This window comes from Pseudomonas extremorientalis (assembly GCF_001870465.1).
In the GTDB taxonomy this organism is placed as follows: Bacteria; Pseudomonadota; Gammaproteobacteria; order Pseudomonadales; family Pseudomonadaceae; genus Aquipseudomonas; species Aquipseudomonas extremorientalis.
Map to the genome: position 1 here is coordinate 537,648 of NZ_MDGK01000015.1, position 13,642 is coordinate 551,289.

Genomic DNA, 13,642 nt, shown 5'->3' on the forward strand with positions numbered 1-13,642 from the left:
AATGGCTTACCAAGCACTACTTACCAAAGTGCAACGCTGTAGCTGACCAGCAGACGCACTTCGTCCGCATCACGGGCCGAGTAGTTGGAGCGGTATGTGGCGTTGCGCAGGCGCACGGCCACGTCCTTGAACGTGCCGGCTTGCACCACATACTTGATCTCGGTGTTGCGCTCCCACTCCTTGCCGGTCTCGCCGTTCTTGAGCTTGATGTTGTCACCTGAGAGGTAACGGCTCATGAAGCTCAGGCCGGGAATGCCCAGCTTGGCGAAGTCGTAGTCGTAGCGCGCCTGCCAGGAACGCTCTTGGGCGCCGGCAAAGTCGTTGATCTGCACGAAGTTGACCAGGTACGGGTCGCTGCCATCCACATAGGGGAAGGCGCTGTCGCCGGACATGTGCTGGTAACCGGCGCTGAGCTTGTGGCCGTTGAGGGCATAGCTGAACAGGCCGTTGAGGGAGGTATTGTCGATCTTGCCGCCACGGGCGGCGCCAGTGTCATCGCTGATGGCCAAACGCAGGTCGGTGCCGAACGTACCGGGACCCATCGGGCGCGAAGCCACCAGGCCGAGGAAGTGCTGGCGGTACACATCGTCGAGTTGGGCGAAGTGGTAGCTGCCGGTGATCTTGTCGGCGAACTTGTAGTCGGCCCCGCCAAAATTGAAATGCTTGCCGGTGGCACCGCTGACGAAGCGGCTGTTCTTGTTGTTGAGGGCGATGTCTTCGTAGTTGGTGTCGTCGCGGTCCTTGGCTTTGTCCAGGCGCCCGCCGGTGAACACCAGGTTCTTGAATTCCTTGGAGGTGATCAGGCCACCGTTGAAGGTCTGCGGCAGGATGCGCCCGTCATTGGGCTTGAGGATCGGCAGCTCGGGTATCAGTGAGCCGATCTTCAGCTCGGTGGCCGAGATCTTCACTTTGCCGGTCAGGCCCAGCTTGGAGTATTCATTGGCGGCGCGGCCATCATCATGGGTGGGCAGCAGGCCGGTGCCAGTGCGGTCGGGGCTGGAGTCGAGCTTGACTCCGAGCATGCCCAGCGCATCCACGCCGAAGCCGACGGTGCCGTCGGTGTAGCCCGATTGCAGGTTGAGCATGAAGCCCTGGGCCCATTCGTCGCGCTTGGATTGCTGGGCGCTGGTGCCATCGCGAAAGTCGCGGTTGAAGTACATGTTGCGGGTTTCCAGGGTCGCGCTACTGTCTTCGAAGAAGGCAGCCTGGCTAAGCGGCGAAAAGCCGGCAAGGGTAGCAGCACTGGCGAGGGCGGTCTGGGTCAGGCGAGAAAAACGAACAGGCGAGGGGGCCTGGGGCTGTGTCGACAGCATCGTTGTGTACTCCGTTATTGTTCTTATTTTGGCGAAAACGCTTCGAGGCGTTTTTCGGGCGCTGCGGATAAGGCAACTTGGCGGGCATAGACCACCGAGACTGGATGCTAAAGGGCGAAGCTTTCACTAACCTTTCAGTCGGCTTTCAATGTTTTCGGGCTTCACAGGCCGGTCGGCGCCTGTAAACTGCCCGCCAAAGCGTGGCACCGACCACCCCTGAATGAGGTAGCAATCCATGCGTGTCTTGCTGGTTGAAGACCATCTGCAACTCGCCGAAAGTGTTGCGCAAGCGCTCAAGAGCACGGGTCTGACCGTTGACGTGCTGCACGATGGCGTGGCGGCGGACCTGGCCCTGAGCAGCGAGGAGTACGCGGCGGCGATCCTCGATGTGGGGCTGCCGCGCATGGATGGTTTCGAGGTGCTCGCACGTCTGCGTGCCCGTGGGAAAAATCTGCCGGTACTGATGCTGACGGCACGCAGTGATGTGAAAGACCGCGTGCACGGCCTCAATCTTGGGGCGGACGACTACCTCGCCAAACCGTTCGAACTTACGGAGTTGGAAGCGCGGGTCAAGGCGCTGCTGCGGCGTAGCGTGCTGGGCGGGGAGCGTCAGCAGGCCTGCGGCGTGCTGGTGTACGACCTCGACACCCGGCGCTTTACCGTAGGGGGTGAACTGATGACACTCACTTCCCGCGAGCAAGCCGTACTCGAAGCGCTGATTGCCCGCCCGGGCCGGGTGATGAGCAAGGAGCAACTGGCTTCCCAGGTGTTCGGCCTGGACGAGGAGGCCAGCCCCGATGCCATCGAAATCTATGTGCATCGCCTGCGCAAGAAACTCGATGGCCAGCCCATCGCCATCGTGACCTTCCGTGGCCTCGGTTACCTGTTGGAAGCCCGCGATGCATAAGCCCAGCAGCCTGCGCTGGCGCTTGCTGTGGAACCTGGCGCTGTTGCTGGTGCTGTTGATGCTGGCCAGTGGCATGAGCGCCTACTGGAACGGTCGCGAGGCCGCCGATACCGCCTACGACCGCACGCTGCTGGCCTCGGCGCGTACCATCGCCGCCGGCCTGACCCAGGTGGACGGCACCCTGAGCGCCAACGTGCCCTACGTGGCCCTGGACACCTTCGCCTATGACAGTGCCGGGCGCATTTACTACCAGGTCAACGACATCGACCAGAAGCTGATCTCCGGCTACGAAAACCTTCCCGGCCCGCCGCCGGGTACGCCACGCACCGATGACTATCCGGCATTGGCGCGCTTCTACGACGCCATCTACCAGGGCCAGCAGGTACGCGTCGTGAGCCTGCTCAAGGCCGTTTCCGAACCGAACATGAACGGCATGGCCGAAATCCGCGTTGCCGAGACCGATGAAGCGCGCGTGAGCATGGCCCGCAGCCTCATGGCCGATACCCTGCTGCGCCTGGGCATGCTCGCCGTCGGCGCACTGTTGCTGGTGTGGTTTGCCGTGAGTGCGGCGTTGCGGCCGCTCGAGCGCCTGCGTACGGCAGTGGAGGAGCGTCAGCCTGACGACCTGCGGCCGTTGCCCCTGGTGGAAGTGCAGCATGAGTTCGGCCCATTGGTGCGTTCCCTCAACCATTTCACCGAACGTCTGCGCGGCCAGTTCGAACGCCAGGCGCAGTTCATTGCCGATGCGGCCCATGAACTGCGCACGCCACTGGCAGCCCTCAAGGCCCGGCTGGAACTGGGCTTGCGCGCCGAGGACCCCGCCACCTGGCGCAGCACCCTCGAAGCCGCCGCCCAGGGCACCGACCGCCTGACCCATCTGGCCAATCAACTGTTGTCCCTGGCGCGCATCGAAAATGGGGCGCGTGCCATTGCCGAAGGCGGCGCGCAGTTGCTCGACCTCAGCCAACTGGCCCGTGAGTTGGGCATGGCCATGGCACCGCTGGCCCATGCACGCGGTGTGGCATTGGCGCTGGAAGCCGACGAGCCGGTGTGGCTGCGCGGCGAGCCTACCCTGTTGAACGAGTTGTTGAGCAACCTGGTGGACAACGCCCTGGCCCACACGCCACCGGGCGGCAATGTGATCCTGCGGGTGACGGCGCCGGCGGTGCTGGAAGTGGAAGATGATGGGCCGGGCATCCCGCTGGATGAACGGGACCGGGTGTTCGAGCGTTTCTACCGGCGCAGCCAGCAGGGCATGGGCTCAGGTCTGGGGCTGGCGATCGTCGGCGAAATCTGCCGGGCGCACCTGGCGCAGATCAGCCTGCACGATGGCGAGCACGCCGGCTTGAAGGTGCGCGTGAGTTTTATCGCGGGTTGATCAATAGAACATCGAGCGCGCTTCATCCAGCTCGGCGCGCAAGGCGTCGCTGTAAGGGTCGACCCGTAGTTTCTTGATCGCCGGCAAGGTGGAGACCGCAACGTTTGCCAATGGATGATCGGTGCCGCGATGGCAATACAGCACGGCGACCTGTACCAGGTCGATGTAGTCGAGGCGGGCTGAATCGCGCTCCAGGTCCAGGTATTGGCCCGGCAGTTTCGCCAGCATTTCCGGAAAGTCCCAGACGCCCAGCAGTTTGTCGCCCAGCAGCGGGTGGATGCTCTCGATGACGTGGTTGAGGCTGACCGGGTCGGCGAGCAGCTCATAGTGGTCTTCGGCGTACGTCAGGATCGGCAGCACACCGATCTGGTGCACCAGGCCGCCAAGGGCCGCCTGGTCCGGCTTGAGTTGGGAATGGCTGCGACACAGGGCATAACTCACACCCGCGACCTCAAGGCTGCGGCGCCACACATCACGCATCTTTTGTTCGACCACGTCGGAGCGCGCGTGGAAGATCTGCTCCATGACCAGGCCGATCGCCAGGTTGCTGCTGTAGTTGGTACCCAGCCGGGTGATGGCGGTGTGCAGGTCGGTGACTTCCTGGGTCGCGCGCAACAACGGGCTGTTGACCACTTTGATCAGGCGTGCAGACAGTGCGGTGTCGCGACCGATTACTTTGCTCAAGTGGCTGATGCTGATCTCCGGGTCTTCGGCGGCCTGACGAATATTCAGGGCCACTTCCGGCAATGTCGGCAGAACCAGGTCATCGTTATCGATGGCCCTCACCAAAGCCTGTTGGACTTTTTCCGCCAGCTTGTTCATTCATGCTCTCTAGGGTGTTGCAACAAAGGTACGGCGATCAGCGCTGGATCTCTCGATCGCGGTCGAGCGTGTAAGGCAGGTCGAGCAGTTGCAAGCGGGGACCCTCCAGCGCGCCCAGGTGCACATCTTCACTATCGGCAGCTTCGGCTTGCAATACGGCCAGAAGTTCAACGGTCTGGTCAGCTTTTGCGGCGATCACCACTTCGCCGATCGAGCTGTTATGGCTGGGAGAAAACAGCGGAGTCCCTGGCGCGGGCATTTCAGACGTAGCGAGACTCAGGCGGTACAGGCGACGTTTGAGTTTGCCCAGGTACTGCATGCGCGCGACGATTTCCTGGCCGGTGTAGCAGCCTTTCTTGAAGCTGACGCCGCCCACGGCCTGCAGGTTGAGCATCTGTGGAATGAACAGTTCGCGGGTCTGGGGCATGACCTGGCCGATGCCGGCGCGGATCTGGCCCAGTAGCCATTCATTCAGATCGGTTTGTTCAAGGGTTGCAGCCAATTGACTGCGTACGGCGTCGCCTTGCTCGGCAGGTACCCAAAGTTCAGCGCGGCCAGGGGAGACGCGGATGGCGATCAACGTATCGTTGCGCACGACGCTGTCGGTCTCGGCAGGCAGCTCAAGGCCAAGACCCGTCAGGGCCGGGTCGGCATTCATCAGGCCGAAGCGCACCCAGGCGGCGCTTTCATCGGTGAGTTTGGACTTGGAAAACACGGCGTATTTTTTCAGGTCAGCCAGTTGCGGCTCCAGCAGCTCGCTGGCCATGGCCAGCAACACGCCGTCACCTTGCAGCAGGATGCGGAAGCTCGACTGCATGCGCCCTTTTTGCGTGCAGCGCGCGCCGAGGCTGGCCTGGGTGTCGCTCAGGTAATTGAGGTTGCAGGTCAGTTGGCCCTGAAGGAATTTGGCAGCGTCGGAACCGCGGACGGCGAGAACGCCTTCGTGGGACAGGGGGCAGAAGAAAGCAGAGTCAGCCATGGGTCATCGCAGGTCAAAAAAAGTCATGGGTGCATCATAGAGGGGCGCCCGGCAAATGGATAGTTTCCGTATGGGGCGACCAAAGCCGACTGTTCCGGTGCCGTCGGGTCTGTATACTTGCCGCCTATTTGAGGAGCGCTCCATGGTCGAAGATGTAGAAATCAATCGCCTCTACTGGCACAGCCGTCGCGGCATGCTGGAGTTGGATGTGTTGCTGGTACCTTTCACCAAAGAGGTCTACGCGACGCTCAATCAAGTGGACCGCGACCTCTATGTGCGGCTGCTGACGTGCGAAGACCAGGACATGTTCGGCTGGTTCATGGAACGCGCCGAGTCGCAAGACCCGGAGCTGCAGCGCATGGTCCGGATGATCCTGGATCGTGTCCAGCCCAAGTAATAGCTTTGAATGCCGCTGGCAGGCCTCACGGCTGTTGCTGGCGGCGTATCTGCTTGCCCAGCTGTTTGCGCTGGGTGCCTTGATGTTTATGCAACTTCCTTTTTCGAGCCTGGGCATGCTGGTGTGCCTGGCGCACGCCGCCTGGGTTTTGCCGCGTTCTATCTTGCTGACTCACCGTTCGTCGATTCGTGGCCTGCGACGCGATGAAGATGGTTGGCAGCTATGGAGCGCCGCACGGGGCTGGCACGCCGTGCAATTGCGTCCTGACAGCCTGGCGTTGCCGTTGATCGTGGTGCTGCGTTATCGGGTGCAGGGCGAATGGCGGGTACGTTCAGCCTGTGTGCCCAGGGACGCGCAGGCCGCCGATGTGCATCGGCGCCTGCGTGTGCGCCTGAAGTTCAGCCGCCGTAGGTGGTTGGCACCAGGATAGTGTCGCGGGCCTCGGGCAGCATCTGCGGGTAGTCGAGGGTGTAATGCAGGCCCCGGCTCTCCTTGCGTTCCATGGCCGAGCGGATCATCAGTTCGGCGACCTGGGCCAGGTTGCGCAGCTCGATCAGGTCGCGGCTGACTTTGTAGTTGCTGTAGAACTCATCGATCTCGTCCAGCAGCAGCCGCACCCGGTGCTGCGCCCGTTGCAGGCGCTTGTTGGTGCGCACGATCCCCACGTAGTCCCACATGAAACGGCGCAGCTCGTCCCAGTTGTGCGCGATGATCACATCTTCGTCCGAGTCGGTCACCTGGCTGGCGTCCCAGCGGGGCAGGGCGGCGGGCACCGGAATGCGCGGCAGTTGTTCAAGGATGTCCGCCGCTGCAGAGCGCGCATAGACGAAGCACTCGAGCAGCGAGTTGCTGGCCATGCGGTTGGCACCGTGCAGGCCGGTGAAGCTGGTTTCGCCAATCGCATAAAGGCCGGGTACGTCGGTACGTCCGTGCTGGTCGACCATCACGCCGCCGCAAGTGTAGTGCGCGGCCGGTACTACGGGGATTGGGCCTTTGGTGATGTCGATATTGAAGGCCAGGCAGCGCTCGTAGACGGTGGGGAAGTGGGTCTTGATGAAGGCTTCGGGCTTGTGGCTGATGTCGAGATACACGCAGTCGATGCCCAGACGCTTCATTTCATGGTCGATGGCGCGGGCGACGATATCGCGCGGGGCCAGTTCGGCACGGAGGTCGAAACGCTGCATGAAACGCTCGCCATTGGGCAGTTTCAGGTGCGCACCTTCGCCACGCAGCGCTTCGGTGATCAGGAAACTCTTGGCCTGTGGGTGATACAGGCAGGTGGGGTGGAACTGGTTGAATTCCAGGTTGGCCACCCGGCAGCCGGAGCGCCAGGCCATGGCGATGCCATCACCGCAGGCGCCATCGGGGTTGCTGGTATAGAGGTAGACTTTGGCCGCGCCACCGGAGGCGAGGATGGTGAAGCGTGCGCCGTAGGTGTCGACCTCGCCGCTGCCGCGATTGAGCACGTAGGCGCCGAGGCAGCGCTCGCCTTCCAGGCCCAGGCGTTTTTCGGTGATCAGGTCGACGGCGACGCGTTGCTCCAGCAATTCGATGTTGGGGCGTTGGCGGGCCTGGTCGAGGAGCGTCCTGAAAATAGCCGCGCCGGTGGCATCGGCGGCATGGATGATGCGGCGGTGACTGTGGCCGCCCTCGCGGGTCAGGTGGAACTCGAAACCACCGTCGTCGCTGCCTGCGTGTTCATCGCGGGTAAAGGGGACGCCCTGGTCTATCAGCCATTGGATGGCCTCACGGCTGTGCTCCACGGTGAAACGCACCGCTTCTTCATTGCACAGGCCGCCGCCGGCGTTGAGGGTGTCTTCGACGTGGGATTGCACGGTGTCGGTGTCGTCCAGCACCGCGGCGACACCGCCCTGGGCCCAGAACGTAGAGCCGTTGGCCAGGTCGCCTTTGCTCAGAACCGCAATGCGCAGGTGGCTGGGAAGGGTCAGCGCAAGGCTCAAGCCGGCCGCGCCGCTGCCGATCACCAGGACATCGTGTTGAAACTGTTGGCTCATTTGAAGGATTCCGCAAAAAGCGATCCGAAGAGGTGGCGCAAACAGGACGCCTGGATCGGCGAATCAAAGGGTCACACGGGCTACTAGTATATAGAGGGGTGGAGCGGCACAATAGCCGGGCATTCGTGGCAATGTGAGATTACGGTGCACGGCTCGGGTAAAATCAGCTGGTTATTGAGGCGGGAACTTTTTGCATGGCCCCCGACTCAATAGCAGGTTGCCCGAAAGCTGGGAAAACGTTGAGTTTATTGGCCCGTCGGGAGCATTGGACGCGTCAGAAAACCGACGACAAGATTATTCGCGCAGTCGGCGTTGCCCGTGCTGCGTTTTTCGTGTGTGCCAAATCAGTGCGTGCCGGAAACTTGCTTGAAGGGGGAGAACTTTTGCGAAAAGACCGAGTCTATGTTTGCAAGCCTGATCGTTTAGTTATGCAAGCCTCCTTAAAGTACTACGAGGAGTGTTCATGCTAACCCAGGAAGAGGATCAGCAGCTGGTCGAGCGCGTTCAACGCGGCGACAAGCGAGCTTTTGATCTGCTAGTGCTGAAATACCAGCACAAAATTCTCGGGTTGATCGTGCGGTTTGTGCACGACACCCATGAAGCGCAGGACGTTGCACAGGAAGCCTTTATCAAGGCGTACCGTGCACTTGGTAACTTTCGCGGTGATAGTGCGTTTTACACGTGGCTATACCGAATCGCCATCAACACGGCGAAGAACTATCTGGTGTCTCGCGGACGCCGCCCACCGGATAGCGATGTAAGTTCAGAAGATGCGGAATTTTACGATGGTGATCACGGCCTCAAGGATCTCGAGTCGCCGGAGCGTGCATTGCTGCGCGACGAGATCGAAGGCACCGTTCATCGCACAATTCAGCAACTGCCAGAAGATTTGCGTACGGCGTTAACTTTACGTGAATTCGATGGTCTGAGTTACGAAGACATTGCGAGCGTCATGCAGTGTCCGGTGGGGACTGTAAGGTCACGGATTTTCCGGGCCCGGGAAGCCATCGATAAAGCCTTGCAACCGTTGTTGCAAGAGAACTAGAGACAGCGGCGACAGCCAAGAGAGGAACCGCCATGAGTCGTGATGCCCTGCAGGAATCGCTGTCCGCAGTGATGGATAACGAAGCGGATGAACTGGAACTTCGTCGAGTGCTCAACGCATTTGATGACGCCGAAACCCGTGATACCTGGTCTCGTTACCAAGTCGCTCGGGCGGTGATGCACAAGGATCTTCTAATCCCTCGTCTGGATATTGCTGCGGCCGTTTCTGCTGCACTGGCTGATGAAGCCGTTCCGGCAAAGGCTGCTCGTGGTCCATGGCGTAGCCTGGGTCGCCTGGCGGTTGCTGCCTCGGTGACTGTCGCCGTGCTGGCGGGCGTTCGCCTGTACAACCAGGACGAGATCGCCGGTGCCGAACTGGCTCAGCAGACCCAGCAGCCTGTAATGGCGGGTCCGCAGGTCAAAGGCCCAGCCGTATTGGCCGGCTACAAGGAAAGCGCTGACACCACCGGCCCGATGGCCAACGGTGTACTGCAAGGGCAATCCGGTTGGCAAGACCAGCGTCTTCCAGGCTACCTGCGCCAACACGCACAGGAATCGGCTCTGAAGGGCACTGAAAGCGCTCTGCCTTATGCTCGTGCAGCAAGCCTGGAAAACCGCTAATCCGTAAGGAGCTCTATGCGAGCCATACCGCTCCTTACGCTTTTGCTCAGTGGTTGGTTTGCACTCCCCGCCCACGCCGATGAAGCCCAAGACTGGCTGACTCGACTTGGGCGTGCAGAGCAACAGCAAAGCTTTCAAGGTACGTTCGTCTACGAACGCAACGGCAGTTTTTCTACCCATGACATCTGGCATCGTGTCCAGGACGGTCAGGTCCGTGAGCGGCTCTTGCAGCTCGATGGTTCTGCTCAGGAGGTCGTGCGGTTGGATGGCCGGACGCAATGCGTCAGCGGCACTCTTGTCGCAGGCCTTGGCAATTCGCGTGATGCGCCATCACGTGCGCTTGATCCGCAAAAACTCAATCAATTCTACGAACTGGCCGTCATTGGCAAGTCCCGCGTGGCCGGTCGAAATGCGGTCATCGTCTCGATCACGCCGCGTGACCAGTACCGTTATGGCTTTGAACTGCACCTGGATCGGGAAACCGCGCTGCCGCTCAAGTCCCTGTTGCTGAATGATCAAGGGCAACTGCTGGAGCGCTTCCAGTTCACGCGATTGAATACTTCCGTCGTGCCTGATGATCGGGAACTGCAACCCAGCAACGACTGCACACCTATCGCCGTCGCTAATAGCAAAGCGCCCGAGGTGCAATCTACCGAGACTTGGCATATGGAATGGTTGCCACCGGGTTTTCAATTGACCAACACCAGTGCACGCAAAGATACCCAGACCAAGGCGACCGTCGACAGCCTGATGTATGAAGACGGGCTGGCGCGGTTCTCGGTATTCCTGGAGCCGATCAGCGATGCAAGCGTGACGGAGACCCGCACTCAGTTGGGCCCTACAGTCGCGGTATCGCGTCGGCTGAATACGGTGGACGGTGAGATGATGGTGACGGTGGTGGGTGAAATACCCATCGGCACCGCAGAGCGGATCGCCCTATCGGTGCGCGGTGAAAAAAAGCCAGCCGCCCAACCGTGAGTCGTTAATCCTATGTTCATCCTGACGTTTCACTGTATTCCCATGCCAGGTTGGCTGCCGAGAGCATGAAATGTCTGGATCAGCATTTTCACTTGCAAAAATCCCCCATGTTTTTTATAGGTCAGGGCTTGTCGGCTCTGGCCTTGTTTTGTTCGCGGAACAAAGATGTCGGTCGCGGTTTCCGGCGTTTCTTGAACCCTGTCGCTCAACCCTGCTCGTCGTAACGGGAGCTGTATGTCGATACCACGTTTGAAGTCTTACCTATCCATAGTCGCCACGGTGTTGGTGCTGGGTCAGGCCCTGCCTGCGCAAGCAGTCGAGCTGCCTGACTTCACCCAATTGGTCGAGCAAGCCTCACCTGCCGTGGTGAACATCAGTACCACGCAGAAACTGCCGGATCGCAAAGTCTCCAACCAGCAGATGCCGGACCTGGAAGGCCTGCCGCCGATGCTGCGCGAGTTCTTCGAGCGCGGCATGCCGCAACAGCGCGCACCCCGTGGTGGCGGTGGTCAGCGCGAGGCCCAGTCCCTGGGCTCGGGTTTCATCATTTCGCCGGACGGCTACATCCTTACCAACAACCACGTGATTGCCGACGCTGACGAGATTCTCGTGCGCCTGGCCGATCGCAGTGAGCTGAAAGCCAAGCTCGTCGGTACCGACCCACGTTCCGACGTGGCCTTGCTGAAGATCGACGGCAAGGACCTGCCTGTGCTCAAGCTGGGCAAATCCCAAGACCTGAAAGCCGGCCAGTGGGTGGTCGCCATCGGTTCGCCGTTTGGTTTTGACCATACCGTGACCCAAGGCATCGTCAGCGCCATCGGCCGCAGCCTGCCGAACGAAAACTACGTACCGTTCATCCAGACCGACGTGCCGATCAACCCGGGTAACTCTGGTGGTCCGCTGTTCAACCTGGCGGGCGAAGTGGTCGGCATCAACTCGCAGATCTACACCCGTTCCGGTGGCTTCATGGGGGTGTCGTTCGCGATCCCGATCGACGTGGCCATGGACGTTTCCAACCAGTTGAAAAGCGGTGGCAAGGTCAGCCGCGGTTGGTTGGGTGTAGTGATCCAGGAAGTGAATAAAGACCTGGCTGAGTCCTTCGGCCTCGACAAGCCGGCCGGTGCACTGGTTGCACAGATCCAGGACGACGGCCCGGCTGCCAAAGGCGGCCTGCAAGTTGGCGACGTGATCCTGAGCATGAACGGCCAGCCAATCGTCATGTCGGCCGACCTGCCGCACCTCGTAGGTGCGCTCAAGGCGGGCAGCAAAGCCAAGCTGGAAGTGATCCGCGAAGGCAAGCGCCAGACTGTTGAGCTGACCGTGGGCGCAATCCCTGAAGAAGGCGCCACCCTGGATGCCCTGGGCAATACCAAGCCGGGCGCCGAGCGCAGCAGCAACCGCCTGGGCATCGCCGTGGCCGAGCTGACCGCTGAGCAGAAAAAGAGCTTTGACCTCAAGAGCGGTGTTGTGATCAAGGAAGTGCAGGATGGCCCGGCGTCTCTGATCGGCCTACAGCCGGGTGACGTCATCACCCACCTGAACAACCAGGCGATCGAGACCACCAAGCAGTTCACCGACATCGCCAAGGCGTTGCCAAAGAACCGCTCGGTGTCGATGCGTGTGTTGCGTCAGGGCCGCGCCAGCTTCATTACCTTCAAACTGGCTGAGTAAGTCGGTAATAACAAAAAGCCCCGCCTTCGTTTAACGAGGGCGGGGCTTTTTTGTGCCTGATCGGTTTAGCTCATCATCCCTTTGACCAGGCGTTCCTGTTCGATCAACTCACGCTGGCGTGCATCGATGCGCGACGACAGCGGGAAGTTGCTGCCGGCGCGACGCTTGGCAAAATCCAATTGCTGGATGGCCTGCTGGAAATCACCCACCAGCGCAAAGTACTCGGCGCGAGCCTGATGCAAACCGATGATGTTGCCCGACAAACCGCGTGTCTCAGCGACCTGGTACCACACGTCCGGGTCATCCGGGCGAGACTTGAGCAAACCGTCCAGTGCCTTTTCTGCATCCGCCGTGCGGTTCTGCTTGAGCAGCAGGTCCACGCGCACCTGATTCAACGGATAGTTGCCTGGGTACTGGGTGAGCATCCGATCCGTGCGTTGCTGGGCATCCGGCAGGCGGCTGTTGTCGATGTCCAGCTGGATCTGCGCCAGATTGTAGGTGATGTCGTTGGGCGCCTTGGCCAGCAGCGGCGCGAGGTTTTCCCGAGCCTGCTTGAATTGGGAGCCTTTGATCTGGGCGATAGCCAAGCCGTAGCGCGCCACATCGTTCTTCGGATTTTCGTCCAGCTGCGCCTGGAAGCGCTTGGCGGCGAGGCCAGGGGTGTCTTCGTATTGCAATTGCACCCGCGCGCGGATGAGCTGATAACGCAGGCTGTCTTCCTTGCCGCCAGGCTTGGATTGCTCGGCGCGGTTGCGGGTGTCGGCGATCCGCGATTCGGTGACCGGGTGCGTCAACAGGAACTCCGGCGGTTTGGCGTCGAAGCGGTACTGGCGCATCAGGCGTTCGAACATGGTCGGCATGGAGCGCGGGTCATATCCGGCTTTTTCCAGGTTGAGGATGCCGATACGGTCTGCCTCTTGTTCGTTCTGGCGAGAGAACCGACGTTGTTCCTGGATCGCCGCAGCCTGGGTGCCGGCAATCGCGGCAATACCTGCATCGCCTGCACCCGCCGCAGCAGCAATGATGCCGCCGAGCAGGGCGGCCATCATCGGAATCTGCATGCGCTGTTGCGCTTCAACGCCACGGGCGAAGTGGCGTTGGGACAAATGCGCCAGTTCGTGAGCCAGTACCGAGGCATATTCCCCTTCGGTCTGGGCGTTGAGGAACAGGCCGCCGTTGACCCCGACGATGCCACCCGGTGCGGCAAAAGCGTTCAGTTGCGGGCTGTTGATCAGGATGAATTCCAGCCGCCGGTCATTGACCTGGCTGGTCTCCACCAGCTTGTACACGCTGGTTTCGACGTAGTCCTTGAGCTGCGGGTCGTTGAGTTGCGAGACCTGGCCCCGCAGGTAGGCCAGCCACGCGCGGCCCAGTTGGTATTCCTGTTGCGGCGAGACAATGGCAGAACTGGCGTCGCCAAGTGACGGCAGGTCGTCGGCGAAGCCTGGGGAGGCCAGCAGGCAAGCCAGCGTCAGCAGGGTGGGGCGCAAAAAAGTCATGCACAGAGCCTTTCGACA

The 13,642-nt window shown here is 60.9% G+C and carries 14 protein-coding genes; 8 read left to right on the forward strand and 6 right to left on the reverse strand.

Annotation, left to right across the window (positions count from 1 at the left end):
• Positions 1–20: 20 nt before the first annotated feature.
• A complete protein-coding gene (locus tag BFN10_RS06230) occupies positions 21–1,313 on the reverse strand; it encodes an OprD family porin (protein WP_071488928.1) in 1,293 nt (430 codons plus the stop codon).
• 235 nt (positions 1,314–1,548) lie between these two features.
• On the opposite strand from BFN10_RS06230, the gene BFN10_RS06235 reads away from it, so the two are divergent.
• Positions 1,549–2,220, forward strand: coding sequence for a response regulator (locus BFN10_RS06235; RefSeq protein ID WP_010212220.1), 672 nt, complete (start codon positions 1,549–1,551; stop codon positions 2,218–2,220).
• A complete protein-coding gene (locus BFN10_RS06240; protein WP_071488929.1) occupies positions 2,213–3,598 on the forward strand; it encodes a sensor histidine kinase in 1,386 nt (461 codons plus the stop codon). Before BFN10_RS06235 ends, BFN10_RS06240 begins: the two co-directional genes overlap by 8 nt.
• Here the strand turns inward: BFN10_RS06240 and BFN10_RS06245 are convergent, their stop codons facing one another.
• Together BFN10_RS06245 and ygfZ are read right to left on the reverse strand one after the other, a co-directional pair.
• Positions 3,599–4,420, reverse strand: a complete 822-nt coding sequence (locus BFN10_RS06245; protein WP_071488930.1) for an HDOD domain-containing protein — start codon at positions 4,418–4,420, stop codon at positions 3,599–3,601.
• A 37-nt stretch (positions 4,421–4,457) separates the two neighbouring features.
• Positions 4,458–5,399, reverse strand: a complete 942-nt coding sequence (gene ygfZ, locus BFN10_RS06250) for a CAF17-like 4Fe-4S cluster assembly/insertion protein YgfZ (protein ID WP_071488931.1) — start codon at positions 5,397–5,399, stop codon at positions 4,458–4,460.
• A 142-nt stretch (positions 5,400–5,541) separates the two neighbouring features.
• Between ygfZ and BFN10_RS06255 the strand changes: the two genes are divergently transcribed.
• Complete coding sequence (locus tag BFN10_RS06255; protein ID WP_071488932.1) at positions 5,542–5,796, forward strand: FAD assembly factor SdhE; 255 nt, start codon at positions 5,542–5,544, stop codon at positions 5,794–5,796.
• Entirely contained in the window at positions 5,780–6,226 is a 447-nt protein-coding gene (locus BFN10_RS06260; protein WP_071488933.1) for a protein YgfX, read from the forward strand. Before BFN10_RS06255 ends, BFN10_RS06260 begins: the two co-directional genes overlap by 17 nt.
• Here BFN10_RS06260 and nadB read toward each other — a convergent pair.
• Complete coding sequence (gene nadB / locus BFN10_RS06265) at positions 6,195–7,811, reverse strand: L-aspartate oxidase (RefSeq protein WP_071488934.1); 1,617 nt, start codon at positions 7,809–7,811, stop codon at positions 6,195–6,197. The genes BFN10_RS06260 and nadB overlap by 32 nt on opposite strands.
• A 463-nt stretch (positions 7,812–8,274) precedes the next feature.
• On the opposite strand from nadB, the gene rpoE reads away from it, so the two are divergent.
• The 3 genes from rpoE to BFN10_RS06280 are packed head-to-tail and all read left to right on the forward strand — an operon-like array spanning position 8,275 to position 10,454.
• Entirely contained in the window at positions 8,275–8,856 is a 582-nt protein-coding gene (rpoE, locus tag BFN10_RS06270; RefSeq protein ID WP_003172477.1) for an RNA polymerase sigma factor RpoE/AlgU, read from the forward strand.
• Positions 8,857–8,888: 32 nt separating this feature from the next.
• Positions 8,889–9,476 carry a sigma-E factor negative regulatory protein gene (locus tag BFN10_RS06275; protein ID WP_071488935.1) on the forward strand — a complete coding sequence of 196 codons (588 nt, stop codon included), beginning with the start codon at positions 8,889–8,891 and terminating at the stop codon, positions 9,474–9,476.
• A gap of 15 nt (positions 9,477–9,491) precedes the next feature.
• Positions 9,492–10,454 carry a MucB/RseB C-terminal domain-containing protein gene (locus BFN10_RS06280; protein WP_071488936.1) on the forward strand — a complete coding sequence of 321 codons (963 nt, stop codon included), beginning with the start codon at positions 9,492–9,494 and terminating at the stop codon, positions 10,452–10,454.
• 29 nt (positions 10,455–10,483) lie between these two features.
• Here the strand turns inward: BFN10_RS06280 and BFN10_RS29170 are convergent, their stop codons facing one another.
• Positions 10,484–10,663 (reverse strand): hypothetical protein, encoded by a 180-nt coding sequence (locus BFN10_RS29170; protein WP_130898099.1) that lies wholly within the window; start codon positions 10,661–10,663, stop codon positions 10,484–10,486.
• 25 nt (positions 10,664–10,688) lie between these two features.
• Between BFN10_RS29170 and BFN10_RS06285 the strand changes: the two genes are divergently transcribed.
• Positions 10,689–12,125: a DegQ family serine endoprotease gene (locus tag BFN10_RS06285; protein WP_071488937.1), complete on the forward strand. Its 1,437-nt coding sequence runs from the start codon at positions 10,689–10,691 to the stop codon at positions 12,123–12,125.
• 65 nt (positions 12,126–12,190) lie between these two features.
• On the opposite strand, the gene BFN10_RS06290 is transcribed toward BFN10_RS06285, so the two are convergent.
• The gene (locus tag BFN10_RS06290; RefSeq protein WP_071488938.1) at positions 12,191–13,624 is read right to left on the reverse strand and encodes a M48 family metalloprotease; all 1,434 of its coding nucleotides are present in this window, start codon (positions 13,622–13,624) and stop codon (positions 12,191–12,193) included.
• Between the last annotated feature and the right edge of the window lie 18 nt (positions 13,625–13,642).

Bases quoted from the DNA above. Each gene is read 5' to 3' on its own strand.
- BFN10_RS06235 (WP_010212220.1), top strand. From the start codon at position 1,549: ATGCGTGTCTTGCTGGTTGAAGACCATCTGCAACTCGCCGAAAGTGTT.
- BFN10_RS06285 (WP_071488937.1), top strand. From the start codon at position 10,689: ATGTCGATACCACGTTTGAAGTCTTACCTATCCATAGTCGCCACGGTG.
- nadB (WP_071488934.1), bottom strand. From the start codon at position 7,811: ATGAGCCAACAGTTTCAACACGATGTCCTGGTGATCGGCAGCGGCGCG.
- ygfZ (WP_071488931.1), bottom strand. From the start codon at position 5,399: ATGGCTGACTCTGCTTTCTTCTGCCCCCTGTCCCACGAAGGCGTTCTC.
- rpoE (WP_003172477.1), top strand. From the start codon at position 8,275: ATGCTAACCCAGGAAGAGGATCAGCAGCTGGTCGAGCGCGTTCAACGC.
- BFN10_RS06240 (WP_071488929.1), top strand. From the start codon at position 2,213: ATGCATAAGCCCAGCAGCCTGCGCTGGCGCTTGCTGTGGAACCTGGCG.
- BFN10_RS06275 (WP_071488935.1), top strand. From the start codon at position 8,889: ATGAGTCGTGATGCCCTGCAGGAATCGCTGTCCGCAGTGATGGATAAC.
- BFN10_RS06230 (WP_071488928.1), bottom strand. From the start codon at position 1,313: ATGCTGTCGACACAGCCCCAGGCCCCCTCGCCTGTTCGTTTTTCTCGC.
- BFN10_RS06255 (WP_071488932.1), top strand. From the start codon at position 5,542: ATGGTCGAAGATGTAGAAATCAATCGCCTCTACTGGCACAGCCGTCGC.
- BFN10_RS06245 (WP_071488930.1), bottom strand. From the start codon at position 4,420: ATGAACAAGCTGGCGGAAAAAGTCCAACAGGCTTTGGTGAGGGCCATC.
- BFN10_RS06290 (WP_071488938.1), bottom strand. From the start codon at position 13,624: ATGACTTTTTTGCGCCCCACCCTGCTGACGCTGGCTTGCCTGCTGGCC.
- BFN10_RS06280 (WP_071488936.1), top strand. From the start codon at position 9,492: ATGCGAGCCATACCGCTCCTTACGCTTTTGCTCAGTGGTTGGTTTGCA.